This window comes from Micromonospora sp. NBC_00860 (assembly GCF_045207375.1).
GTDB classification, from domain to species: Bacteria; Actinomycetota; Actinomycetes; order Mycobacteriales; family Micromonosporaceae; genus Micromonospora; species Micromonospora vinacea.
In genome coordinates this window covers 5333809-5356122 of the sequence record NZ_CP108825.1, presented here as the reverse complement: position 1 = coordinate 5356122, position 22314 = coordinate 5333809, and the positions used below count along the sequence as shown (strand labels likewise).

Genomic DNA, 22314 nt, shown 5'->3' with positions numbered 1-22314 from the left:
GCGATCCAGGACCGTCAGTTGGTCGGCCCGCCGGGAAGGGGCGGGGCGGTGGGAGCGGTGCGCGTCGAGTCGCCCTTGGTCTTGCCCTCGAACTTCGTGTAACCGGCGGGCGGCGTCAGGTCGAAGTGGTTCAGGTTCTCGGCCGTGCGGGGCAGCCACTCGAAGGTGCTGACCTCTGCCTTGTCGGTCACCTTTCCGCTCTTGTCGGCGACCGTCTTGTACGGCAGGAACGAGGTCTCGTCCACCCAGAGCTCAGCGGTGTAGGTCGCCGTTCCCGGCTTCAACCGCAGGTGCACGGTGTCGTGCCCGTCCACCTTCTCCTGGCCCACGATCTCCAGGCTCCCCTTGGCGAGCCAGGCCCTGATGCTCGCCGGGTCGTTCGGAACGAAGACCGTGCCGGTCGCGTCCTTCGCAGAACCGACGAACTCGAAGTACGTCCGCTCGGGGTGGCTGATCTGGGTACCGCGCTGTTTCCCGTCGGCGACGATCGTCACCAGGGAGGAGTCCGGGCTGCCGTCGCCCCGGTAGATGTCGACCCGGGAGCGCCCGGTCTGCTTGTCCGTCCAGTAGTCGATCCGGCCGCCCGGGTAGGCGTCGCGGACCTTCACGACGTAGTCGTCCGCGTCGCCCAGCGCGGCTTGGGTCTGTGCGCTGACATAGGTGATGTCGCGCAACTGCCACTGGCGAGACGTGTCCGTCGAGCTGGCGGAGGCTCCGCCCGGTTGACCGGTGCCGCCGTCGACCGTGCTCAGCGCGACACCACCGGCGGCGAGACCCGCCAGGGCGAAAGCGGTCGCGGTCGCAATCGCTGGCCGGCGCAGAAACCAGCGCTTCGGGGCCGGGCGCCGGTAGACCGACCCGTTGAGGATCGCGTGCCGCATCCGGTCGGTGGCGTCCGCCGGAGCGCCGGTCAGGTCCTCGCGGAAGCCGACAAGCAGGTCGACGCCCGAGTTGTCGGAGTCGGAATTGATGTTCATGCGGTTCCCTCGTTCGCAGACGTGGACGGTGCGTAGTGAGCGGGCATCGCGAGGCGCAGGCGTGCCTTGGCCCGGTGGAGGCGGGACCGGACGGTGCCCGGTGCCAGGCCGAGCGCGGAGGCCAGCTCCGGATAGTCCAAGCCGGCCCAGACATGCAGCAGGAGCAGATCGCGTTGGTCGTGCGGCATCGCGGCGAGCGCGCCGGCCAATGTCTGCGTGGCGGCCTTGGCGTCGAGCCGTTCGTTGGCCCGGTCGGCGAAGTTGTGCTGACCGGAACCGCCGAGCGGGTCCGAACCCGACTTCTCCAGTGCTCGCAGCCACCGCACCTCGGCACGGTGGTAGTTGCGCAGCAGGTTGGTCAGGATGCCGAACAGCCACGGGCGCGCGTTGGCCACCGACGTGTCGTACCGGTCGCGTCGCGAGAACGCCACCAGGAACGTCTCGGCGACCAGATCCTCGGCGAGCTGTCGCCCGACCCGTCGGGCGCTGAAGTCGTACAGCCAACCGCCGTACCGCTCGTACAGCTCCCCGAACAGTTCAGGCGCCCCCGTTACCAACAGCGCGTCGGAGCGCTCGGTCACAGTCATGTCCCGATGGCCCCCTGGTTCGACGGTGTGTTCATACCTGGTTCTTGTCTGGCGCCGACGCCAGGTTCCCGCCACCTCCGGCCCAAGGCCCACGCGAGCGCTACGTGTTGCGCGGCTACTGTCCGTTGGTCGCCACGTGCCGCAGTTGCAAAAAGCAGGTGCGACCGATCAGCGTTCACGCAGGTAGAGGCGTCCCTGCCCGGCACGTAAGGCTAGAGCAGGGTCATCTGCTCGGCGGTCGGCGCAGGAGGCGGCTCGGGCAGTTGGCGGTTGTCGCCCACCTCGGCGCGGTGCAGCCCGTGCCGGCGGGCCGCGATCCGCACCCGCGCGGTCAGCTCCCGCTGGTACGCCTGCGGCGCGTACGCGCCGGCCCGGTACAGCTCGCGGTAGTGGGGCACGAGGTGCGGGTGCTCCCGGGCGAGCCACTGCGCGTACCACTCCCGGGCGCCGGGGCGCAGGTGCAGGGGCAGGGCGGTCACGCTGGTCGCTCCGGCGGCGGCGATCGCCGAGACGGTGGCCTCGATCGACTCGTCGCTGTCGCTGAGGCCGGGCAGGATCGGGGCCATCAGCACGCCGACGGAGAAGCCGGCGTCGGCGAGTGCCCGGACGGCGTCGAGCCGGCGGCGTGGGTGCGGTGTGCCCGGTTCGACGGTGCGCCAGAGGTGCTCGTCGACGAACCCCACCGAGAACGAGATGCCCACCGTGGTCACCTCGGCGGCTTGGCGCAGCAGCGGCAGGTCGCGCAGGATCAGTGTGCCCTTGGTGAGGATCGAGAACGGGTTGGCGAAGTCTCGCAGGGCACCGATGATCTGCGGCATCAGCCGGTAACGACCCTCGGCGCGCTGGTAGCAGTCCACGTTGGTCCCCATCGCCACGTGTGCGCCCCGCCAGCGCGGTGCGGCCAGCTCCCGCCGGACCAGCTCACCGGCGTTGACCTTGACGATCACCTTCCGGTCGAAGTCGGCACCGGCATCGAGATCGAGATAGGTGTGCGTGTTCCGGGCGAAGCAGTTGTGGCTGACCACTCCATTGGCAATGAAGTCCCCGGTGCCAGTGGTGATGTCCCAGAGCGGCAGCTCCAGCCCGAGGGCCTTGATGCCGACAACCCTGAGGGCGCCCTGGTGCTTCAGTGCGCCACCCTCGATCGACCGCTTCCGAGTGATGACGGGGTCGGTCAGGTGGAAGAACCGGAGCCGGGCGGCGAGACCCCCGGTCAGCCTGATCGACCGCACACGATTGGGTAGACCGCGGTCTTCTCGCACACAGACGAGACCGAAATGGCGTAGTGCTGCCGTCGTCTGGTCGAGGATGGCGTCGTCGCTGTTGCAGATGCGCAGGACGCCTCTGCTGCAACTGCCCTCCGCGTCGAAGATGCCAGCCAGGAAGCCAAGCCGCCAGTCGTCACTGGGCTCCACCGGCCAGCGGACAAGGTCAGCGATCGTCTCGATGTCCCGCTGCTTCGAGGTGCGGATGGCGGTCATCGCACGTCGCGTGGTGCTGGCCCGCGCGAAGGTGAAACGCTGCGTTTCGATCCCTTCGAGGGCAAGGTAGCGCTCACTGCGGCTCAATGCCTCGTCATCGGCCAATGCCAGCCGAAACCGGTGCACAGTCCCGTACGGGTACGAGAACGTGCCCAGGTGCGCGTCTCCGCGGACCATGCCGCACAGGTAACCCCGGCGGTAGTCGGGTGACTCCTTGGGCCCGACGGCGAAACGACCGGTGCCGATCAGGCGGTTGTTGGTGGTCAGGTAGGGGCGTCGAGCGTTGCCTTGCATGGCCCCGGTGACGTACTTCCAGCCACGTTCAGAGAGGAACCGGTGGTCCCCACTGGCGATGAGGGTCGTGCCGTCCTCCAGGGTGACCCGGTAGGCCGGCTTAACCGTGGACCACTTGTCGAGGACGGTGGTGATCACGTATCGCCGGTAGGCGCCGCGTTGCTCGGTCCCGTAGATGCGGTCGCCCGGCTTCAGTTCGCTGATCGGCTTCGTGCGGCCGTCCGCCATCAGGATCGGGGTGTCCGCACCCATGCAGTAAACACACGCATGAGAGCAGCCCCTGTACGGGTTGATCGTCCACTCGAACGGGACGCGGGACTGCCCGGGCACCCGGTTGAGGATGGACTTGGCCTGCACCTCGTAGAAGGTCATCCCGGCGAACTCGGGGGTGTCGAAGGTGCGGGCGACGGCGCCGGGCAGCGCCAGCGGCAGGGGTGGCGTCGCTGGCGCTGCCCGCTCGGGGTCTCCCTCGACCGGGGGAGCGGTGAGGTTGTCCCAGCGCATGGCCACTATTCGAACACGTGTACGAGGAGAGCGCAAGTGACCCGCCGTACACCGGTGGGCGTCCGGGTGGTCGGAGAGGGGAGGATGGACACCATGGAGACGTCGACCTTCGTCTACGACGGGGACTGCGCGTTCTGCACGACCTGTGCGGAGTTCATCGAGCGCCGCATCCCCACCGCCGCGCGGGTGGTGCCCTGGCAGTTCGCCGACCTGGACGCGCTCGGCCTCACAGTGGCCGAGTGCGAGGAGGCAGTGCAGTGGGTCGGCGCGGACGGCTCGCGCGCCGCGGGTCCGGACGCCATCGCGAAGCTGCTCACCGCGAGTGGTCCGCTCTGGCGGGTGGCCGGCGCTGGTCTGCGGTTCCCGCCGGCGCGCGCCGCAGCCTGGCCGTTGTACCGCTGGGTGGCGCGCAACAGGCACCGACTTCCCGGTGGTACGGCGGCCTGTTCCCTGCCGCAGGAGGCCCGGGAGCGGCTCTACGGCCCGACTGGTCGCCCGACCACCGGCGCCTGATCGTCCAGCGCTCGCTCCGCACGGGCTCCCACGGTGTCCTGGCCGGGCGGCACCGTGTCGGCGTCCGTCGGAGGGACGTCGGTCGCCGCCTCGGAAGGGCCACGCCCGATCAGCCGGCGGGCCCAGACCAGCGGGCGCACCCGTTCCAGCGGTAGGAAGCTGGTCATCGCGGCCAGGTGCGGCGCGAACGAGATCGTGATGGTCGCGATGGTGACCGCGTGGAACGAGTAGAAGAAGCCGACCATGGCGAGTCGCCAGCGGGGTGGCAGCAGGAAGACCACCGGGCTCAGCAGCTCGAACGCCACGATGCCGAACTGGGCGACGATCAGCAGGTGCGGCACCTGGGCGATCAGGTCCGCCAGGTCGGTGCCGCGTCGGATGATCGCGCGGGCCAGAACCGAGCCGGTCAGCCAGTCCAGACCGCCGAAGCGCAGCTTGGCGAAGGCGGCCAGGAAGTACGTGCAGATCACCGCGATCTGGGTGACGCGGAGCGCCCAACCGCCGGCCTCGGTGCGGGTGGTGTCGCCGTGTCGGGCGCGATCGGCGGTGGGCAGCACTGCCAGCGCGACGAGCAGCCCGAACCGGTCGTGGTCGACCTTCCCGTAGCTCATCGCGATGATCATCCACTCCAGGTACAGCGCGCACACCGCCCAGCCGAGCACCCGGGGCGCCCGTCCGGTGGCGGCGAGGAGGGCGAGCAGCAGCAACGCCCAGAAGATCACCGTCACCAGTGTCTCGGTTGGCGTCGGCAGTGGGAGCAGGCGGCCGATCAGGAGCGGCTGGTACAGGTCGCCGGGCACGCTGACCCGGGTGCGTACCCAGGGGGTGAAGATCACCAGGTCGGCGGCGACGAACAGGTAGATCAGGGTGCGGAAGGCGGCCACCCGGCCCCGGGGGACGGCCTCGGTCAGCCAGTTCATCGGGGGGCCTGCCAGCGGACGACGGTCTGGTCGGTGTGTTGGCCGGTCGGTCGGCCGGCGCGGATGCCGTGCCAGCGGATGACGATGCGGACCTCGACCAGCGCGGGGGCGTCCGGGTGGCGTTCGGCGTACGCGTCGGCGACCTCGGTGAGCAGCGTCGGGTCGGCGGCGTACCGGGCCTGCTGACCCTCGATCTCGGCGCGGCGGATGCCTGTCGCGTTCTGGTCGAGGTCGATCACCGTCCCGGAGCTGTTCACTCCCTCGACGCGGGTGTCGGGTGCGGGTGCGTTCGGCGGGTTGGACGTGGAGTACATCCGGAACGGGCCGAACGGGAAGTCGTCGTCGCTGCCCCAGAAGGTGCCGACGACGAGCAGGACGAGACCGAGTGCGGTCGCGCCCAGCCGGGTCACGCGCCCGCGGGTGGTCAGGTTCTCCATCGGGTCGTGACGATACGGGATGTACCGGCTGCGCCGGGTCCCTCCGACGGGCAGTTCGGCCTGACCGGGCAGGTGATCATGCGAGGGCTGGTGGGGGTACGACGAAGGCCGGGCCCGTACCGGGCCCGGCCTCGCGTGTCGTCGTGTCGACGACTCAGTGGTTGTGCTCGGCCAGCTGCTTGCGGACGTCGTCCATGTCCAGCGCCTCGACCTGCTCGATCAGGTTCTCCAGCGCGGACTCGGGAAGGGCGCCCGGCTGGGCGAAGACGATGACGCCGTCACGGATCGCCATGATCGTCGGGATCGAGCGAATGTCGAACTTGGCGCCCAGCTCCTGCTGAGCCTCCGTGTCGACCTTGCCGAAGACGATGTTCTGGTGCTTCTCCGAGGAGCGCTCGTAGACCGGGGCGAACCGCTTGCACGGACCACACCAGTCGGCCCAGAAGTCGACCAGGACGATGCCGTCGTTGCCGGTCACCTCGTCGAAGTTCGTCGAGGTCAGCTCAACGGTTGCCATTGCACTCTCCGATCACCGCGGTTTATCTACGTCCCGTAGAACCAGGGCTGACCGTATCGAATTCCCGGGCGGGGGGGCACGAAACGTGCTCGGGGCTGCCGAGGGGCTCTGCGGGTCATCGACACACGTCTGTTCACACCCCACCTGCGGAACGCAAGTGCACGACGCACTTGCGTGACCTGCGGTAATGGGAGCGTTTCCAGGGAGATCCACCCGATTGAGCACTACGAATCGGTAACTTGGGCATTGACAAGGAGGTATCCGGCCTGCAGAGATCGCTGATCAACCTCCGGCTCGTCACGGACAGTAGTGTTACAAAAAGATAAATGTGACCGCGATCTCTGTTGAACCTACGCAGGCGTAGGGCAGAATTCCTCACATCAGAGCGTGGGCGGCGGGTGCCGGGGAGGGCCCCGCCGCTCATTGCGTCTCCCCTCGTGCGAGTGACCGGTGTGACATTTCCGCCGCCGTCGCGCCCCGCCGGTCGCCTTAACCATTGGTAAGGCATGCTGTGCCGAACTCCATCGCCGCCCGTCGAAGGGACCAGCATGCAGTTCGGTCGCTACTACGAGGAGTTCGAGGTCGGCGCGGTCTACCGGCACTGGCCGGGCAAGACCGTCACCGAGTACGACGACCACCTCTTCTGCCTGCTCACCATGAACCACCACCCGCTGCACATGGACGCGCACTACGCCGCCACGGCCAGCCAGTTCAAGCGCAACGTCGTGGTCGGCAACTACATCTACTCGCTGCTGCTCGGCATGTCGGTGCCCGACGTGAGTGGAAAGGCGATCGCCAACCTGGAGGTCGAGTCGCTGCGGCACGTCGCGCCGACCTTCCACGGCGACACCATCTACGGCGAGACGACAGTGCTGGACAAGCGTGAGTCCGGCTCGAAGCCCGACCGGGGCGTGGTCTCCGTGGAGACTCGCGGCTACAACCAGGACGGCACGATGGTCTGCGTCTTCCGGCGCAAGGTCATGGTCCCCAAACGGGAGTACGCGGCCGCCGCGGTGCCCGACGGGGTGGACCCGGAGCGGCCCAGCTTCCCCGAGCCGCGCTGACCGTCGCGGCGGGCTCGACCGTCGACGAACACAGGGCTCCTTCCCGCCGCGGGTCTGCGGGGGAAGGGGCCCTGTGCCCGTCTCGGGGCATATGCTGACGCCGGAGGTTCCGATGAGCCACTCCGTCGCCGGAGAGCCGTCCTCTGCCGGCCGCCGAGCCGCACCCTTGACCACCGCTGTCTATTCCGCCGCCGAGTGGGATCTGCTCACCAGCCTGCCCGGTCGGGTCCTCGTGGCCGCCGCGGCGCCCGGTCCCGGCCGGACGGAGCGTGGGGTGCTGGCCAGCCTGGCCGGCCTGGACGCGGTGGCCGCGGGCCGAGCCTCCGACAGCGACCTGGTCCGCGCGGTGGTCGCCACGATCTACGCCCGCCACGACGGCACCCCGCAACCCGCCGAGCGGCTCACCGACCTGGTGGGCCTGCTGGCCGCCTGCCGGGCGGCGAGCCGGGTCCTCCGGCGACGGGCCGACCCCGCCGACTCGGCCGCGTACCGCCAGTGGGTGCAGTCTGTCGCGGCCCGGGTCTGTCGCGCGGTGCCCGGCACCGGCGCGCGCCGACTGGATCCACCGGCCAGCCCGGCGGACCGGCGCTTCCTGGACCGGCTCGGTGCCGCCCTCGACCTGGGCTGACCGGCAGGTCGTCGCGCCCGGCGCCGGCGCGGTCCGTACCCTCTGATGACCGTGACCGACGACCAGCTTGAGGTGGGCGTGGGCCCCTGGCCGGGGGACCCACCGGACGACCCCCGTTACGACAGGCAGTTGCTGGCGGAGGGGGACCGGCGCAACGTCGTCGACCGGTACCGCTACTGGCGGCACGAGGCGATCGTCGCGGACCTGGACCGGCACCGGCACGGCTTCCACGTGGCGATCGAGAACTGGCAGCACGACTTCAACATCGGCACTGTGGTGCGCAACGCCAACGCGTTCAACGCCGCCGAGGTGCACATCGTCGGACGGCGACGGTGGAACCGGCGCGGCGCGATGGTGACCGATCGGTACCAGCACGTACGGCACCACGAGACGATCGAGGAGTTCGTCGCCTGGGCGGCCGAGCGGCACCTGCCGGTGCTCGGCATCGACAACCTGCCCGGGTCGCGTCCGCTGGAGACCGGCACCCTGCCCCGGGACTGCGTGCTGCTGTTCGGCCAGGAGGGGCCGGGCCTCTCCGAGCCGGCCCGCGCCGCGTGCGACCAGCTCTACTCCATCGCCCAGTACGGCTCGACGAGGTCGATCAACGCGGGCGTGGCCAGCGGAATCGCCATGCACGCCTGGATCCGTGCGCACGCCGGAACGCCGCCGGACTGACCCACGTACGGTGCCGAATCGGACGTTCCGGCTTGACGTGCCGCCGGTCCGGGGGAACGGTGGGGATGTGAGTGTCGCGGTGAGTTGTCCGAGATGCGGGGGCCCGGTACGGGCGCCGGATCTGATGAACACCGACTCGAGGTGTGTGCACTGCGGCCCGGTGCCGCCGTTGCACGTGCCCGAGCACATCGGAGCGGAGATCGTGGCGAGCGTGGTGGAACAGATCACCGCGAGCGGCGATCCACCGGTGACGCCGTTGTGGTGCCCGTGGCCGCTGCCGCCTGGTTGGACGCTCACCGGCGTGGCGTACGCCGGGGACGACCGGACGGGAGTGCGGGCGACCGCTGTGGCCTGCGCGGGCCCGGCGCCGTTCGGCGGTGGTCCGGCCGATCTGGTCTTCGTGGCCGAGGAACCCGGTGTGGGCCTGGGCACCCGACTCGCCGGACTGACCGGCCCGGATCCGGGGCCGGAGTTGGTCGACGCGCTGACCGACCCGGGGCCGGGTCACCCTGACCACGTCGGACAGGCGAAGATCAAGGTCGGCGGGCACCCTACTCCACTGTGGTTGGTGAATTCACCAACGGATCGAAGCGCGTACGCCGGCGAGGCTCGGGGAATGTGGCTCCATGCGATAGCCTGGCCGGCGAGTGCGGGTCACCTGCTCGCGGAAGACGTCGTGCTACACGACCTGACCGAGTGGACTCCCCCCGAGCTCGTGTACGGCGCACCGTCCCCGTATCTACCTGGTAGAGCTTGACAACTCTTCCGGATTGACGGAGAACGGACGCAGATATTCACTGTACGACACCACACTGATACTCTGGGTGCCGCTGCGGTAATGGGACCCGGCGCCGCGCGAGAGGATGGCCCGCCATGGTCAAGAAGGTCCTCACCTGGGCCGGAATCGCATTCTTGATCTTCTTCGTCGCCTACCGGCCAAACTCTGCGGCGGACGTGTTCAAGTCGCTCGGCGGCGGGATCATGGATATCGCCCAGGGGTTCGGCGACTTCTTCACCAGCCTCGTCGCCTAGCCGCCGATGGGCAGCCCCTCCGGTCCACCCTTCGACCCGGACGACCCCGACCGGGAACGCCGCGAGCGTGACACCGAGCCGATCCCGCGGATCGGGCCTGATGACGGCCCGGGCTACGGCGCCGGTCCCGGCCTGTCCGACGGTCCGTCCCTTTCGGACGACGTCGGCTACGGCGACGGGCCCGGCTACGCCGGTCAGGGGCGTTCCGGTCGGGGGTGGATCCGTGATCCGGAGGCCAGCTACCAGCCGCCGCAGATCTCCGAGGACGAGCTGGCCGGGTTGCGCGCCGACGCGACCGGCTCGACCCCTCGGCGGGTGCTGCCACTGGAAGACGAGCCCAGTTCGCTGGTGGCTCGCTACCTCTTCCCCACCGAGCGCTACCGGGGCGAGTGGAAGCGACACTGGATCCACCTCACCAACCCGCTGTTGATCGGCGTCGCGGCGACCTTCGTGCTCGGCTACCTCTCCGGCTTCCTCGCCGGCCAGGACGTCGGCGCGCTGACCACCATCGCCGTGCTGCTCTGGTTCGCGGTGATGGGCTGGGTGGCGTGGAAGGTCGCCGACTGGTGGTATGACCGTTTCATCCTGACCAACAAGCGGGTCATGGTGGTCAACGGCATCGTCACCCGCAAGGTGGCGATGATGCCGCTGGTCCGGGTCACCGACATGAAGTACGAGCAGACCCCCACCGGCCGAGCGCTCAACTACGGCACCTTCGTGCTGGAGTCCGCCGGTCAGGAGCAGGCGCTCCGCGAAATCAAGAACCTACCCAACCCGAACGAGCTCTACCTGCGCGTCGTCGAGGAGATGTACGAGCCGCAGGCGGTCGAGGCGCGGCTCGGCAAGGAGGCCGACGAGGCCAAGGCCGACGACGGGGCGTGAAGGTTTTCGACCGAACATCGGAGCAAGTGCGCACCTTTCGTCATGGACCAGAGCGCCTCTGACGTGGCACTCTGCCAGGACGGCAGGGGTGTGGAGGTGGGCGGTGGCGAGCAAGGACTCGTTGGAGGAGCAGTTCCGCGAGTTCGTCGCGGCCCGCTCCGCCGCGCTCCTACGCACCGCCTACCTGCTCACCGGAGACTGGGCCACGGCCGAGGATCTGCTCCAGACGGCGCTGACCAAGACCTACCTCGCGTGGAAGCGGCTCGGCGGAATCGAGGCGGTCGAGCCGTATGCCCGCCGTGTGATGGTCAACACGTCGACCAGTTGGTGGCGGCGGCGCTGGCACGGCGAACGCCCGACCGAGGTGCTGCCCGAGCGGGCCGGTGTCGACGAGATCGAGCAGCAACTCGACCGTGACCTGCTCTGGCGGCATCTCCGCGAGTTGCCCAATCGGCAGCGGGCGGTGTTGGTGCTGCGCTACTACGAGGACATGTCGGAGGCGCAGACCGCCGCGATGCTGGACATCTCACCAGGCACGGTGAAGAGCCAGACCTCCCGGGCGCTGGCCACGCTGCGTCGACGAATGGGTGCTGACGCACCGGACCTCGCCGCCGCAGCCGGCATCGCCGGCCGGTCGGCACCTGCCGCCGGTGGGTCGGCCGCGACCGCCGGCCGGACGACGGGCTCGGGTTCCCGCACCGGACGGGCCCCGGTCACCGGTGCCGCTGCCACACCCGGGCCGGGGCGGTCGGCCGGCCGACCCGTACCCCGCCCGGCCGCTCCGCGCCCCGCCGTGCCGCGTTCGATCACCCCGCAGGTCGTGCTGCCCACCGCCCCGGCGGCCGTGCCCGTCGGCACGGGCTCCGGGGACCAGCAGTGAGCGAGTTGCCAGGCCGGACCGACAACCTGACGGACGGCCCACGGCGTTCATACCAGGTGCGGCCTGACGAGCTGGAAGGTGCGGTGCGGGAGACCCTCTCGCACCGGGTCGCCCTTGCCCGCCCGCTGAGCGTCGATCCGGCGGGCCAGGCCATCCGCCGCGCGAACCGGATCCGGCGTCGACGCACCGCGGCCGGCCTCGCCCTCGCGGCGGCCACCACAGTGCTGCTCAGTGCCGGCATGGCCCAGCTCGGAGCCGAGACCAGGCGGGACGGGTCACCCATCGTGGTGATCGGCGACCCGGACCCGACCAACCGACCGCTCCCGACGGCCAGCATTCCCGGCCCCGCCCCCTCGCCCGAAACGTCGAACGCTCTCCTCGTCGGCGAGACGCTGGTCAACGCCGACGGACGGCGGCTGGTGCTGCCCGAGGTCGGGCCCGCCGAACGCGTCCAGCCCCTCCCCAGCGGCGGCGGTTGGCTGGTGGTGGGCGCGCCGAGCACCGCAGGACGCTCCCTGTGGGTGGTGCAGGACGACGGGCTGGTGCAGGTGCTGCTGGCCGGGGCGGGTGCGATCGTCCTGGCTCCGGACAGCCTCCAGGTCGCCTGGCGCGACGGAGACGACCTGCTGGTGGCGGGCGTGGTCGGCACCCAACTCATCGGGGCGGTGCGCACCCCGGTGCCCGCAGCGGCGGAGCCCGTCCGGTTCGTCGCCGACAGCGTGCTGGTCCGACTCGACCCGGCCAGCGCCGGTCACACCCTCTGGCGGCCCGGTGCGGGCCCACTGCCCGAGGCTCTCGAGCAGAAGAGCCTCAACGTCTACGGGCGGTTGCCCGACGGGCGGCTCGTCGGGCAGGTGGCCACTACCGATCCGGCCCGGACCTGCCTCGCGGTTCTCGCCCCGACACGTCAGCTGGACCCGGTACGCACCGGCTGCGGTCCGGACCTGAGCCGGGACGGCATCGGCGGGGTCTCGCCGGACGGGCGGTGGCTGCTGGTGAACGGTGGGACCGGCAAGACCGGCCGGTCCCTGCTTGTCGACCTGCAACGGCTCGGGCCGGGTGTGAGCGCCGTTACGGCCGGGCCTCCGATGACCGGTGCGGTCGTGTGGGGCGACGAGACCCAGGCCGCCTACCTCGACGGCGCCGGGAAGCTGGTCCGGGTCGACGTCGGCGAGGTGCGGGCGGGAAAGCCCGCCAGCCCCGCCGCGGTGCCCGGTGTGTCGGCCGACGACCGGCCGATCCTGGTGCAGGGCTTCTGACCCGCCCATGTGAGCCGGGCTCGCTGTTTCCTCGGTAACGTCGGGCGGTGACCTCGCGTACCGGCTCCGCCCCCCGGATCGACCTGCACACCCACTCCACGGCCAGCGACGGCACCCTGACCCCGGCCGAGCTGGTCGGCGCGGCCTTCGACGCCGGGCTGGACGTGCTGGCGATCACCGACCACGACACCACTGCGGGCTGGGCGTCCGCAGTGAACGCGCTGCCACCAGGACTGCGTCTGATCCGGGGTGCGGAGCTGTCGTGTCGCTGGTCCGGCACGCAGCCGGCGGTGCCGCTGCACCTGCTCGCGTACCTGTTCGACCCGGACCACCCGGAGCTGGTGGCCGAGCTGGCTCGGGTCCGGGCCGCCCGGGAGGTGCGGGGCGAACGGATGGTCGACCTTCTGCGGGCCGACGGCATCGACGTGAACTGGTCGGACATCCTGGCCGGCGCGGGTGGCGGCACCGTCGGACGCCCGCACCTCGCGCAGGCACTCATCCGTGCCGGCCTGGTCGGCAGCGTCCGGGAGGCGTTCGGCCCGAACTGGCTGGGCGAGCGGTACCGGCTGCCCAAGGAGGACATCGACGTGTTCCGGGCCGTTCGACTGGTCCGGGCGGCCGGAGGGGTGCCGGTCTTCGCCCACCCGCGGGCCACCCGACGTGGCCGGGTCGTGCCCGACGAGCTGATCGTCGAGCTGGCCGCCGCCGGGCTCGCCGGGCTCGAGGTCGACCACGAGGACCACACCCCGGCCGAGCGGGAACACGTACGGGCACTCGCCGACGAGCTGGGCCTGCTCGTCACCGGTTCCTCGGATTTTCACGGCACCCACAAGACCGTCCAGCTCGGCGCGTTCAGCACCAGCGTCGAGGCGTACGAGCGGATCGTCGCCGAGGGGGTGACCGAGGTCGCTTCGGGGTGATCCGGGTATTTCGCCCATCGCGGCGCGGCTAGGTTGATCACGTGGATCTGAAGCTGTTCGGCGAGGTTTTCGTGACCCTGCTGGTGATCACCGACCCGCCGGGCATGATGCCGATCTTCCTGGCGTTGACCGGCCCGCTGCCCGCCCGTGACCGCAACCGGGCGGCCTGGCAGGCCGTCGCGTTGGCGCTCGGCGTCATCGTGATCTTCGCGGTGGCGGGGCAGACCCTGCTCGACTACCTGCACGTGGACCTGCCGGCGTTGCAGGCGGCCGGTGGGCTGCTGCTCGTGCTCGTGGCCCTGGAGTTGCTGACCGGCAAGGCCGACGACCCGAGCCAGCAGGTCACCTCCAACATCGCGCTGGTGCCGCTGGGCACGCCGCTGCTGGCCGGCCCGGGCGCCATCGTGGCCACCATGCTCTTCGTCCAGCAGGCCGACGGGCTGGGCGAGTTCAGCGCCATCGCCGTGGCGATCCTCGCCGTGATGGTCGCCGTCTGGATCGTCCTGCGCTTCTCCGGCGGCATCGTGAAGATCCTCCGGCCGGGCGGGATCGAGGTGCTCACCCGGATCGCCGGCCTGCTGCTGGCCGCGATCGCCGTACAGCTCATCGCCGACGCGGTGGCCGCCTTCGTCACGCAGTACGTCAACATGGCCTGACGGCACGCGCGCGATGTCGGGGGTGGATGGCAGGATCGCAGGCGTGCGACGATCCTCATCAGCGGGGCGGCCGGCCGCCGGCGGTCGGGCCCCACGGCAGCGCGCCGGCGACGCCGAGCAACTCGGCTTCGAGGGCATGCCGGAGCGGCTGTTCGTCTGCACCCCGAGCAAGCTCGGCGCGTACGCGGACTGCCCGCGTCGCTACCGCTACTCCTACGTCGACCGGCCCGCCCCACCCAAGGGCCCGCCGTGGGCGCACAACTCGCTCGGCGCCAGCGTGCACACCGCCCTGAAGAACTGGTACGCGTTGCCCGCCGACCGGCGGCGCCCCGAGGCGCTGGCCACGCTGCTCAAGGGCACCTGGGTCCGCGAGGGCTACCGCGACGACGAGCAGGAGCGGTCCGCCTACCGGCGGGCGTTGGGCTGGCTGGAAGCGTACGTCGAGACGCTGGAGCCGGATTCCGACCCGCTCGGCGTGGAGCGGGTGGTGGCGGTCAAGACCGCGGTGTTGGCGTTCAACGGTCGCGCCGACCGGATCGACTCGCGGCCCGGCCCGGAGGGGCCGGAGCTGGTCATCGTCGACTACAAGACCGGTCGCACCGGGCTGGACACGGACGACGCCCGGGGCTCGCAGGCGCTGGCGCTCTACGCGTACGCCGCCGAGCGGGTGTTCCGTCGGCCGTGCCGCCGGGTGGAGCTGCACCACCTGCCGACCGGCACGGTCGCCGGCCACGACCACACCGTCGAGTCGCTGGCCCGACAACTGACCCGCGCGGAAGAGACGGCCCGCGACATCATGGCCGCCGAACGGGCAGTCGCCGACGGCGCCGACGCGGACGAGGCTTTCCCGGTGGCACCCAGCCCGCGCTGTGGCTGGTGCGACTTCCGGCGGCACTGCCCGGCGGGCGCGCAGGCCCCGGGCAAGGAGCCGTGGGCGGCCATGGACCGGCCCGCCGACGGTTGATTCCCCGTGCCGAGGGCCGGGTCAGCCAGCCAGCGCTGCGTGCCGCGCGGCCCGCTCCTTGGCCGCCTGGATCAACGGCCCCTCCAGGTAACGGCGGGGGACGGCAGCGAACGCGAGCCGCAGCGCGCGCACGCTCAGGTCCGCCGACAGCGCGGTGGTCGGTAGACCGAGACCGCCGTACATCCGGTGCGCCCACGTCGGCAGCAGCGCGAACGCGGTGCCGGCGATCCCCAGGTACGCCCAGCGCGGAGGGCCCAGCGTGAGCCCCAACCGCACCGGCAGGCTGAGCTTCCAGGGCAGCGGCGGGGCGGTGAGGAACACCGCCGTCTCGGCGGCCTCCCGGGTCATCCGCAACTGTGGCCGTACGGCCTCGTAGTAGTCGGCGACCTCGGCGGCGGTGCCCGGAACGGTGGCCGGGTCCAGGCCGACCAGGGCGGCGGCGCGGCGCTGCTCGGTGTAGTAGCCGTCCACCTCGTCGTCGGTCAGCGGCAGCCCGGCCCGTCGGGCCGTGCTCAGGAACGACTCGACCTCGGTCACGTGCACCCAGCGCAGCAGGTCCGGTTCGTCGATCCGGAACTGCTCACCGGTGAGCGTGTCGGTGGCCCGCATCCGGTCGTGCAGACGGCGCAGGCGGGCCCCGGCGGCCTCCGCCTCGGCGGTGGTCCCGTACACGGTGGTCGCCACGTAGGTGGCGGTGCGGACCAGGCGGCCCCAGGCGTCGGTGCGGTAGTTGCTGTTCTGCGCGACCCCGGCCATGGCCCGAGGGTGCAACGCCTGAAGGTAGAGCGAGCGCAGGCCGGCGACGATCAGGATCGGCTCCTCGTGCACCTTCCACGTGACCGAACCCGGACCGAAAAGGCCGAGGTCATCGGAGTCCACCGCTCAAGAGTGCCACGGTCGGGCCGACCACGCCGGCCACGTGCCGCCGGTGCCGCACCTGGGCCGTGGGGCCGCCGGTCAGACGTCGGCGGAGCGACGGGCCCGGCAGCCCGGGCAGAGACCCCAGAAGGTCACTTCGGCCTCGTCCACCTCGAACCCGTGGACCGTGTTCGGCTCCAGGCACGGGGCGCTGCCCACAGCGCAGTCGATGTCGGCGATCTCGCCGCAGCCCCGGCAGACCACGTGGTGGTGGTTGTCGCCCACCCGCGCCTCGTAGCGGGCGGGACTGCCCGCGGGCTCGATCCGGCGCGACAGCCCGGCCCGGGACAGCGCACCCAGCACGTCGTAGACCGCCTGGGTGGACACCGAGTCGAGGCGTTCGCGAACCCGCCGGGTGATCTCGTCGACCTCCAGGTGGCCGCCATCGGCAAGCACGTCGAGCACCGCGAGGCGTGGCCGCGTGACCCGCAGGCCCCTCGACCGCAGCAGCTCCTCGGCACCGGACATGGGCCAATGACAGCACGCCCTGTCGGCATCGACAACCGTCGCACGCTCCGGGTGGCCACCGACACAGCCAGGCGAGATCGGGAGTACGGCCCGGAGGGTGAACCCCAGCGACGCGGCGCGCGTGTGTCCGGTCGAGAGCCGGGGGACGATCGGCGGACCATAGGCTGACCACCCCCGACCATGATCCACCTGGAGGGTTCGATGTTCGAGGAGATCCTGGGTCTACCGGTGCACGTCCTGGTAATCCACGCGGTCGTCGTGTTCGTACCGCTGCTGGCGGTGCTGGCCGTCGCGTACGTGGGCCTGCCGCGCTGGCGGCACCGGCTGGACTGGGCCCTGGGCCTCCTCGCCGTGGCCGCGCCGGTGACCGCCTACGTCGCGGTCAAGTCGGGTGAGGCACTCACCGACGCGCTGGTGGCCCGGGGCTTCCAGGGACCGATCCTCGATCAGATCTTCGAGCACTCCCGCTACGGTGACATTCTGTTCCGCATCGTGGTGCCGCTCGGGATCGTGGCCATCCTGCTGCTCGTGGCGACGAGTGGGCACCCCCGGGTGCCGCAGCTGCCCGCGCTGGTCACCCCGGTGCTGTCGGTAGCGGCCGTGGGGCTCGCCATCGCCGCCCTGATCTACGTCTACCTGACCGGCCACTCCGGCGCCGAGACCGTCTGGGGCACCACCCTCTGAGCTGCTGTTCCCTTTGTTGCTGCCCTCTGTGCTGCTGCCCCTCGGGGTGAGGATCAGAAGATCACTCGCGAGCAGAGCAGGCAGAGTAGAACCAGCAGCACCACCCCGGCCGCCGCGCCGAAGCCGTAGGTGACCCGCTGCGAGCGCTGCTCGGCCGCGTCCAGGTCGGCCATGTCCTGCGGCGGCAACTGTCGCGGCGGCGCCGGCTGCAGATGTACGGGTGGACGCCAACCCGCCGGCGGCGGCACGCTCGGCGGCGGGCCGGAGTATCCGTCGGCAGGACCCCCGGCCGGTGGCGCGCCAGTTGGCCCGCTGGAAGGACGCCCAGTCGTGGGCGGGGTGCTGGGTCCGCTAGTGGGCGGGTTGGTGGGCCCGGTCGGAGGTGTGGCCGCGGGCGCGGCGGGAGGTCGGTTCGCCACGGCGTCGTCGCCGGTGTCGGGCCGTCGCCAGTAGTCGTCCGGGGTGCTGCCACCGCTGGGGGTCGTCACGCCGTCCGACGCTACCAACGCCACCGGCGGCCCGGTCGCTTCTGGCCGGCGTGCCACGGTAGACGGCCCGGTCCACCGCCGTCGGCTGCGCTAGTCTTGCCGCTCGTGAGCACCGAAGACCCCGGCACGCACGGCGTACGTGGAGACGATGACCGCGCCGTCGACCTGAGCGAAGACTTCGTGGTGCTGCCCGAGCAGACCTCCGACGACACCGACCGTGGTTGGGGCGAGCGGTCCGGCGGCAACGACGACTGGCTGCTCGCCGAACGCCCCCCGCACTGGGACTGACCCCGGCAGCTCGGCCAGCTCCCCACGACCCTGATCCGGCGCGGGACGCCGATCCGGCTAGGCCGGCGGGCCGGGGCCTATGCGGCCGGGTTCTGCGGCCGACTCGTCCGGGGCGCTCGTTGACCTGGGGATGTCGGGGACGCCCGTCCTGCTGGATTCGGCCGATCGGCTCCCGTCGACCTGCCGGCCCGTGTCGTCCGCGACCGACGGTGCGTCGGAGGGCACGGCGGTCGGTGGGCATTCGGCCGGGGTGTGCAGGACTGCGGCGGCCAGGCCGAGGAGCGCGGCGACCAGACCGGCCCGAAGCACTGTGCGCCCGCCGGGCAGGTTGAGCCGGCGCAGCGGGCGCAACGCCCGCGCGGAATTCGGATCGAGCATCGCCTCTGCCGCCTCCCGTCCCCGAGCGCCGCACTGGCACCCATGGACGGCAGGCTAGGCATTTCCCGCCGCCTCGACCCACCCTCCGGCCGCCGCCTGTGGACAACCGCGCGGCCTGTGGATAACGCCCATCCGCCGGTTCAATCTGTTAGGCACCCGCCCTGATCGACTCGCGATCAAGGAATCCGGGCGGTCAGCGCGACGGGGACAGGCCGACTTCCTGAAGCCCGAGTGGATCATCCGGCCGGCTGAGGCGGCGACCGAGTTGATTGAGGCCCGACCCGTGGGGGCCGGGCCTTCGTCGATCAGGACGCGGAGCTTGCCGCCGCCGCCTTGCCGCCGCCCGATCCACCCGAGGAGGACGACCCCGAGGAGGACGACCCAGACGAGCCCGAGGACGACCCGGACGAGGACGAGGACCCCGAAGAGGACGACGAGGACGACGAGCTGTCACCGGAGGACGACTCGGACTTTGCCGGCTTGGTGGCCGTGCCGCCGGCCGTCGTCTCGGAGCCGGACGCCCGGGAGTCGGTGCGGTAGAAGCCCGAACCCTTGAAGACGATGCCGACCGAGTTGAAGACCTTGCGCAGCCGCCCCTGACACGCCGGGCACTCGGTCAGCGGCTCGTCAGAGAAGGACTGCACCGCCTCGAGCTGGTGACCGCACGTGGTGCAGGCGTACTGGTACGTGGGCACGTTCTCCTCCGGATCTGGGCTCAGCCAGTTGGCACTCGACGTATTCGAGTGCCAATGGTGCGTCATTCGCCCCGGGTTCGTCCAGCGGACGTGTGGGGCGCGACACCGTGCGCCGTACCCGGGCCGCCGTCAAGCGTACGCACCCCGTCGGCGGGAGTGACGACCGCGCGCACCCGGCGGTCGTGAGGCTCCGCCGGCAGCGCCTCGACCAGCTCACCGTCGTGCAGGGGCACCACCGTCAGGGCTGCCTTGGGTACCCGGGCGAGGGCACGGTCGTACGAGCCGCCGCCGCGCCCGAGCCGCCGACCGTTGTGGTCGACAGCGAGAGCCGGCACGACCACCAGCTCCGCGTGCGCCACGGCGGTCACGCCGAGGCGGGGACCGACCGGTTCTCGGATACCCCGACCCGCCGCGATCAAGGCATCCGGCCCGGTATACGCCGCCCAGTCCAGATCCAGGTCGGGGAGGAGCACCGGCAGCAGCAGTTCGGCGTCCACCGGCAGCGCCGCCCGCAGGACCTCGGGCAGGTCGGCGCCGCCCGGTTCGGAGCCGACCGGCACGTACGCCGTCATCCGGTTCGGGCGCAGCCGGCGTACCAGCGCGACCAGCTCGGCCTGCACGCGCCCGGCGGCGACCGCCCTCGTCGTGGCGGGCAGCGACCGGCGGCGAGCGAGCAGGTCGACGCGGGTGTCCCGCTTCGCCATCCGGGTCACTTCCGCTTCATCAGAAAATTCCGGCACGCAACACTCCTGACGCAACGCCTCTCCCACGGTTGCTCTGTGTCAGCATCGCAAGCAACGGAGGCGGAACTTCCGGGGGGACCGAGTGACGCTACGCGGGCGGTTGACGGCAGCCTTCCTCGTGGTGGTGCTCGGGCCGGTCCTGCTCGGCGCGCTCTTCGTCGCCTCCACCGTCGCGGCGGTCGACCGCAGCCGCTCCACCGAGCGTCTGGCGGTGGCGGCGTCCACGGTGCGTACCTCGGTCGACGCGCTCTGCCAGCAGCTACGCGCCACCGCCGACGCGGTGGCGCTCACCGCCGATCCGGCCGTCGCCGCCGCGCAACTGGTCGGCCGGGGCCTGGCCGCCGCGGTGCTGATCACCGACGTGGCCGGTCAGGTCACCTACGTCTCGCCCGGTGCGCCGTCGACCCCGTGGCAGCACTGCGCCGGCTCCACCGAGGGCCCGAACGCGAACGGGAGCGCGAACGGGGGGTCGAACGGAGCCCCGACCAGCCCGGTCCGTGCGCTGGCCGCCCAGGTCGACCTGCACGATCGCGCCGGCACCCGATTGGGCACTGTCACCGCCGCGCAACTCGTCGACCCGGCCTTCGTGGCCCGACTGGCGGCGGTGACCGGGGTGGCGGTCACCCTGCTCGACAGTGCCACGAGCGCCGCGCGGGTCACCCACACGACCGAGTCCCGGGACGTACGCGACGCGGTGCTGGCCGCCGCCGTCGACGTCCGGGGCGAGCAGGTCACCGAGACCAACGAGGGACGGTACGTGCGCCGGCTCAGGCCCTCCGACGCGCAGCCGCTGCCACTGGTGCTCTCCGTGCCCAGTGAACGGCCACCCGGGCTGCACGCCACGCTCGTCGGGGTGGTCGTGCTGGCCGGGCTGCTCGCCGTGCTGACCGCCTGGCGGCTGGCGCGGGTGACCACCCGGCCGCTGGCGGAGTTGGCCGGCGCGGTCGACCGGGTGGCCCAGGGCGACCTGACGGCCCGGGTGCCGGTACGCAGTCGCGACGAGCTGGGGCGGTTGGCCGCCGCGTTCAACCGGATGACCCGGGAGACCGGCTCCTACGTCGCGGCCCTGACCAGCAACCGGGATCAGCTGCGCGGGCACCTCGCGGTGCTCGGCGACACCCTGGCCAGCACGCACGACCTGCAACGCATCCTGCGAGTGATCCTGCGCAGTGCCATCGGGGCGACCGGCGCACGTGCCGGCGCCGTGCTGCTGGTGGAGACCGGCGGGGTGCTCGTCGCGCAGTGCACCGAGGGGTTGGACGGGCGCTGGCCCGCCGAGGAGGCGGACGGGCCGCCGACGCTCCGGGTGCCGGTCGGCGTCGGCGTGGTCGGTGAGGTCGCCGCCACCGGGGAACCGCAGCGGGGCCGGTCGGAGCCGACCGAGGCGCCGACGGGTGAGCCGCGCTGCCGCACGTACGTCGCGGTTCCGTTCGCCGCCCCGGCCGGCGGTGCCACGACCACCCTCGGCGGACCCTCGGGGTCGACCGACGACGCCGGCGCGGCGGCCGCGCTCGGTGTGCTGGCCCTCTACGACCGGCTGGGCGCCGACGAGTTCGACGACGACGACCTGGCCACCCTGCGCACCTTCGCCGGCCACGCGGCCGTGGCAGTGGACAACGTCCGGGTGCACGAGGAGGCGCAGCGGCTCTCCCTCACCGACCCCCTCACCGGACTGTGGAACTACCGCTACCTGCGCGAGTCGATCCGTCGGGAGGTGGAACGGGCCAGCCGCTTCGGGCGGATGCTCAGCGTCCTCGCCCTGGACCTGGACCGGTTCAAGGACGTCAACGACACCTACGGGCACGCTGCGGGGGACACCGTGCTGGCCGAGTTCGCCCGCCGGGTGCGCGGGGAGATCCGTGAGGTCGACCTGGCCTTCCGCCAGGGTGGTGAGGAGTTCGTGCTGCTGCTGCCGGAGACCGATGCGCGGGGTGCGGCGATCGTGGCGGAACGGCTCGGCGCGGCGGTCCGCGACACACCCATCGCCGTCGAGGCGTACGCCGGGCCGGTCCTGGTGACCGTGTCGGTGGGCATCGCCGTCTTCCCGGACCACGGCAGCACCGGGCGGGAGGTGCTGGAGGCCGCCGACGACGCGCTCTACGCGGCCAAGGCGGCGGGCCGCGACACGTACCGGGTCGCCGAGGTGCGCTCGGATCTGCCGACCCGGGAAATTCCGGTGCTCGCGTGTGCCGTGAGCCCACCCGACGGGCTGCCGCGCGCCGGCCAGCCCGTGCAGGCCATCCGGGAGCCGGGCGGGCCCGCCCGGTCCGACCCGGCGGTGGGCGTACCGGAATCATCGCTGGCGGGCCCGGCGCACGCCCGACCGGATTCGGACGACGACACGCCGGACAGCGCGACGGGCGGGGCGCGCGCCGGCCCGGACGCGACGCGGCCGGGGCCGGGTGGCGGCGCGTCTTCTGGGCCACACCCGCCGCGGCAGAGCCGTGGCCGATAGTCTCGCG

The 22314-nt window shown here is 71.6% G+C and carries 27 protein-coding genes and 1 pseudogene; 16 read left to right on the top strand and 12 right to left on the bottom strand.

What is annotated here, in order from left to right; translation table 11 throughout:
* Positions 1 to 14 precede the first annotated feature (14 nt).
* The 3 genes from OH804_RS24565 to OH804_RS24555 form a co-directional block, all read right to left on the bottom strand.
* Positions 15 to 977 (bottom strand): hypothetical protein, encoded by a 963-nt coding sequence (locus OH804_RS24565; RefSeq protein WP_406059764.1) that lies wholly within the window; start codon positions 975 to 977, stop codon positions 15 to 17.
* Positions 974 to 1564 (bottom strand): RNA polymerase sigma factor, encoded by a 591-nt coding sequence (locus OH804_RS24560; RefSeq protein WP_196920942.1) that lies wholly within the window; start codon positions 1562 to 1564, stop codon positions 974 to 976. The genes OH804_RS24565 and OH804_RS24560 overlap by 4 nt, the downstream gene beginning before the upstream one ends.
* A gap of 212 nt (positions 1565 to 1776) precedes the next feature.
* On the bottom strand, positions 1777 to 3843 hold the full coding sequence (locus tag OH804_RS24555; protein WP_406059762.1) for an intein-containing Rv2578c family radical SAM protein: 2067 nt from the start codon (positions 3841 to 3843) through the stop codon (positions 1777 to 1779).
* A 93-nt stretch (positions 3844 to 3936) separates the two neighbouring features.
* Between OH804_RS24555 and OH804_RS24550 the strand changes: the two genes are divergently transcribed.
* Positions 3937 to 4356, top strand: a complete 420-nt coding sequence (locus OH804_RS24550; RefSeq protein ID WP_196920944.1) for a thiol-disulfide oxidoreductase DCC family protein — start codon at positions 3937 to 3939, stop codon at positions 4354 to 4356.
* On the opposite strand, the gene OH804_RS24545 is transcribed toward OH804_RS24550, so the two are convergent.
* The 3 genes from OH804_RS24545 to trxA all read right to left on the bottom strand — a co-directional run bounded on the left by OH804_RS24545 (position 4320) and on the right by trxA (position 6230).
* Positions 4320 to 5276, bottom strand: coding sequence for an HTTM domain-containing protein (locus OH804_RS24545; protein WP_406059760.1), 957 nt, complete (start codon positions 5274 to 5276; stop codon positions 4320 to 4322). The two genes, OH804_RS24550 and OH804_RS24545, sit on opposite strands and share 37 nt — an antisense overlap.
* Positions 5273 to 5713: a hypothetical protein gene (locus tag OH804_RS24540; RefSeq protein WP_406059758.1), complete on the bottom strand. Its 441-nt coding sequence runs from the start codon at positions 5711 to 5713 to the stop codon at positions 5273 to 5275. The genes OH804_RS24545 and OH804_RS24540 overlap by 4 nt, the downstream gene beginning before the upstream one ends.
* A gap of 154 nt (positions 5714 to 5867) precedes the next feature.
* Positions 5868 to 6230 (bottom strand): thioredoxin, encoded by a 363-nt coding sequence (gene trxA / locus OH804_RS24535; protein WP_007455291.1) that lies wholly within the window; start codon positions 6228 to 6230, stop codon positions 5868 to 5870.
* A gap of 548 nt (positions 6231 to 6778) precedes the next feature.
* Between trxA and OH804_RS24530 the strand changes: the two genes are divergently transcribed.
* The 11 genes from OH804_RS24530 (at position 6779) to OH804_RS24480 (ending at position 15190) form a co-directional block, all read left to right on the top strand.
* On the top strand, positions 6779 to 7294 hold the full coding sequence (locus OH804_RS24530; RefSeq protein WP_030486570.1) for a MaoC family dehydratase: 516 nt from the start codon (positions 6779 to 6781) through the stop codon (positions 7292 to 7294).
* A gap of 91 nt (positions 7295 to 7385) precedes the next feature.
* Positions 7386 to 7922 carry a hypothetical protein gene (locus OH804_RS24525; RefSeq protein WP_196920947.1) on the top strand — a complete coding sequence of 179 codons (537 nt, stop codon included), beginning with the start codon at positions 7386 to 7388 and terminating at the stop codon, positions 7920 to 7922.
* Positions 7923 to 7973: 51 nt separating this feature from the next.
* On the top strand, positions 7974 to 8597 hold the full coding sequence (locus OH804_RS24520; RefSeq protein ID WP_196924766.1) for an RNA methyltransferase: 624 nt from the start codon (positions 7974 to 7976) through the stop codon (positions 8595 to 8597).
* A 10-nt stretch (positions 8598 to 8607) separates the two neighbouring features.
* The gene (locus tag OH804_RS24515) at positions 8608 to 9354 is read left to right on the top strand and encodes a DUF6758 family protein (RefSeq protein ID WP_406059755.1); all 747 of its coding nucleotides are present in this window, start codon (positions 8608 to 8610) and stop codon (positions 9352 to 9354) included.
* 116 nt (positions 9355 to 9470) lie between these two features.
* Complete coding sequence (locus tag OH804_RS24510; RefSeq protein ID WP_007455302.1) at positions 9471 to 9629, top strand: hypothetical protein; 159 nt, start codon at positions 9471 to 9473, stop codon at positions 9627 to 9629.
* A gap of 6 nt (positions 9630 to 9635) precedes the next feature.
* Positions 9636 to 10511 carry a PH domain-containing protein gene (locus tag OH804_RS24505; protein WP_088951386.1) on the top strand — a complete coding sequence of 292 codons (876 nt, stop codon included), beginning with the start codon at positions 9636 to 9638 and terminating at the stop codon, positions 10509 to 10511.
* A 103-nt stretch (positions 10512 to 10614) separates the two neighbouring features.
* Positions 10615 to 11391 carry a SigE family RNA polymerase sigma factor gene (locus OH804_RS24500; protein ID WP_406059752.1) on the top strand — a complete coding sequence of 259 codons (777 nt, stop codon included), beginning with the start codon at positions 10615 to 10617 and terminating at the stop codon, positions 11389 to 11391.
* Complete coding sequence (locus OH804_RS24495; RefSeq protein WP_406059750.1) at positions 11388 to 12650, top strand: hypothetical protein; 1263 nt, start codon at positions 11388 to 11390, stop codon at positions 12648 to 12650. The genes OH804_RS24500 and OH804_RS24495 overlap by 4 nt, the downstream gene beginning before the upstream one ends.
* Before the next feature lie 47 nt (positions 12651 to 12697).
* The gene (locus OH804_RS24490) at positions 12698 to 13570 is read left to right on the top strand and encodes a PHP domain-containing protein (protein ID WP_406059748.1); all 873 of its coding nucleotides are present in this window, start codon (positions 12698 to 12700) and stop codon (positions 13568 to 13570) included.
* A 41-nt stretch (positions 13571 to 13611) separates the two neighbouring features.
* On the top strand, positions 13612 to 14226 hold the full coding sequence (locus OH804_RS24485) for a MarC family protein (RefSeq protein ID WP_091394729.1): 615 nt from the start codon (positions 13612 to 13614) through the stop codon (positions 14224 to 14226).
* A gap of 13 nt (positions 14227 to 14239) precedes the next feature.
* Entirely contained in the window at positions 14240 to 15190 is a 951-nt protein-coding gene (locus OH804_RS24480) for a PD-(D/E)XK nuclease family protein (protein WP_231392503.1), read from the top strand.
* Positions 15191 to 15211: 21 nt separating this feature from the next.
* On the opposite strand, the gene OH804_RS24475 is transcribed toward OH804_RS24480, so the two are convergent.
* Entirely contained in the window at positions 15212 to 16069 is an 858-nt protein-coding gene (locus OH804_RS24475) for an oxygenase MpaB family protein (protein WP_406059745.1), read from the bottom strand.
* A 78-nt stretch (positions 16070 to 16147) separates the two neighbouring features.
* Complete coding sequence (locus OH804_RS24470) at positions 16148 to 16576, bottom strand: Fur family transcriptional regulator (RefSeq protein WP_406059743.1); 429 nt, start codon at positions 16574 to 16576, stop codon at positions 16148 to 16150.
* A 201-nt stretch (positions 16577 to 16777) separates the two neighbouring features.
* Between OH804_RS24470 and OH804_RS24465 the strand changes: the two genes are divergently transcribed.
* Positions 16778 to 17260, top strand: coding sequence for a DUF2231 domain-containing protein (locus OH804_RS24465; protein ID WP_196924767.1), 483 nt, complete (start codon positions 16778 to 16780; stop codon positions 17258 to 17260).
* Between the two features lie 53 nt (positions 17261 to 17313).
* Here the strand turns inward: OH804_RS24465 and OH804_RS24460 are convergent, their stop codons facing one another.
* Complete coding sequence (locus OH804_RS24460) at positions 17314 to 17748, bottom strand: hypothetical protein (RefSeq protein WP_406059741.1); 435 nt, start codon at positions 17746 to 17748, stop codon at positions 17314 to 17316.
* 105 nt (positions 17749 to 17853) lie between these two features.
* On the opposite strand from OH804_RS24460, the gene OH804_RS24455 reads away from it, so the two are divergent.
* A complete protein-coding gene (locus OH804_RS24455; protein WP_112581848.1) occupies positions 17854 to 18036 on the top strand; it encodes a hypothetical protein in 183 nt (60 codons plus the stop codon).
* A gap of 57 nt (positions 18037 to 18093) precedes the next feature.
* On the opposite strand, the gene OH804_RS24450 is transcribed toward OH804_RS24455, so the two are convergent.
* A complete protein-coding gene (locus OH804_RS24450; RefSeq protein ID WP_406059739.1) occupies positions 18094 to 18414 on the bottom strand; it encodes a hypothetical protein in 321 nt (106 codons plus the stop codon).
* A 333-nt stretch (positions 18415 to 18747) separates the two neighbouring features.
* On the opposite strand from OH804_RS24450, the gene OH804_RS24445 reads away from it, so the two are divergent.
* Positions 18748 to 18954 (top strand): hypothetical protein, encoded by a 207-nt coding sequence (locus tag OH804_RS24445; protein WP_231394647.1) that lies wholly within the window; start codon positions 18748 to 18750, stop codon positions 18952 to 18954.
* Positions 18955 to 18968: 14 nt separating this feature from the next.
* Here OH804_RS24445 and OH804_RS24440 read toward each other — a convergent pair.
* Both OH804_RS24440 and OH804_RS24435 read right to left on the bottom strand, forming a co-directional pair.
* Positions 18969 to 19175: pseudogene (locus OH804_RS24440) on the bottom strand (FmdB family zinc ribbon protein); the annotation flags it as partial.
* Positions 19172 to 19849, bottom strand: coding sequence for a 5-formyltetrahydrofolate cyclo-ligase (locus OH804_RS24435; protein WP_406059737.1), 678 nt, complete (start codon positions 19847 to 19849; stop codon positions 19172 to 19174). The pseudogene OH804_RS24440 and the gene OH804_RS24435, both read right to left, overlap by 4 nt.
* An 85-nt stretch (positions 19850 to 19934) precedes the next feature.
* Here OH804_RS24435 and OH804_RS24430 point away from each other — a divergent pair, with 85 nt between their 5' ends.
* Positions 19935 to 22307, top strand: coding sequence for a diguanylate cyclase (locus OH804_RS24430; protein ID WP_406059735.1), 2373 nt, complete (start codon positions 19935 to 19937; stop codon positions 22305 to 22307).
* Positions 22308 to 22314: the final 7 nt, after the last annotated feature.

What these genes read in the sequence shown, in the direction of transcription:
- OH804_RS24565 (WP_406059764.1), bottom strand. Translation starts at nt 977, where the DNA reads ATGAACATCAATTCCGACTCCGACAACTCGGGCGTCGACCTGCTTGTC.
- OH804_RS24560 (WP_196920942.1), bottom strand. Translation starts at nt 1,564, where the DNA reads ATGACTGTGACCGAGCGCTCCGACGCGCTGTTGGTAACGGGGGCGCCT.
- OH804_RS24555 (WP_406059762.1), bottom strand. Translation starts at nt 3,843, where the DNA reads ATGCGCTGGGACAACCTCACCGCTCCCCCGGTCGAGGGAGACCCCGAG.
- OH804_RS24550 (WP_196920944.1), top strand. Translation starts at nt 3,937, where the DNA reads ATGGAGACGTCGACCTTCGTCTACGACGGGGACTGCGCGTTCTGCACG.
- OH804_RS24545 (WP_406059760.1), bottom strand. Translation starts at nt 5,276, where the DNA reads ATGAACTGGCTGACCGAGGCCGTCCCCCGGGGCCGGGTGGCCGCCTTC.
- OH804_RS24540 (WP_406059758.1), bottom strand. Translation starts at nt 5,713, where the DNA reads ATGGAGAACCTGACCACCCGCGGGCGCGTGACCCGGCTGGGCGCGACC.
- trxA (WP_007455291.1), bottom strand. Translation starts at nt 6,230, where the DNA reads ATGGCAACCGTTGAGCTGACCTCGACGAACTTCGACGAGGTGACCGGC.
- OH804_RS24530 (WP_030486570.1), top strand. Translation starts at nt 6,779, where the DNA reads ATGCAGTTCGGTCGCTACTACGAGGAGTTCGAGGTCGGCGCGGTCTAC.
- OH804_RS24525 (WP_196920947.1), top strand. Translation starts at nt 7,386, where the DNA reads ATGCTGACGCCGGAGGTTCCGATGAGCCACTCCGTCGCCGGAGAGCCG.
- OH804_RS24510 (WP_007455302.1), top strand. Translation starts at nt 9,471, where the DNA reads ATGGTCAAGAAGGTCCTCACCTGGGCCGGAATCGCATTCTTGATCTTC.
- OH804_RS24505 (WP_088951386.1), top strand. Translation starts at nt 9,636, where the DNA reads ATGGGCAGCCCCTCCGGTCCACCCTTCGACCCGGACGACCCCGACCGG.
- OH804_RS24480 (WP_231392503.1), top strand. Translation starts at nt 14,240, where the DNA reads ATGTCGGGGGTGGATGGCAGGATCGCAGGCGTGCGACGATCCTCATCA.
- OH804_RS24470 (WP_406059743.1), bottom strand. Translation starts at nt 16,576, where the DNA reads ATGTCCGGTGCCGAGGAGCTGCTGCGGTCGAGGGGCCTGCGGGTCACG.
- OH804_RS24465 (WP_196924767.1), top strand. Translation starts at nt 16,778, where the DNA reads ATGTTCGAGGAGATCCTGGGTCTACCGGTGCACGTCCTGGTAATCCAC.
- OH804_RS24450 (WP_406059739.1), bottom strand. Translation starts at nt 18,414, where the DNA reads ATGCTCGATCCGAATTCCGCGCGGGCGTTGCGCCCGCTGCGCCGGCTC.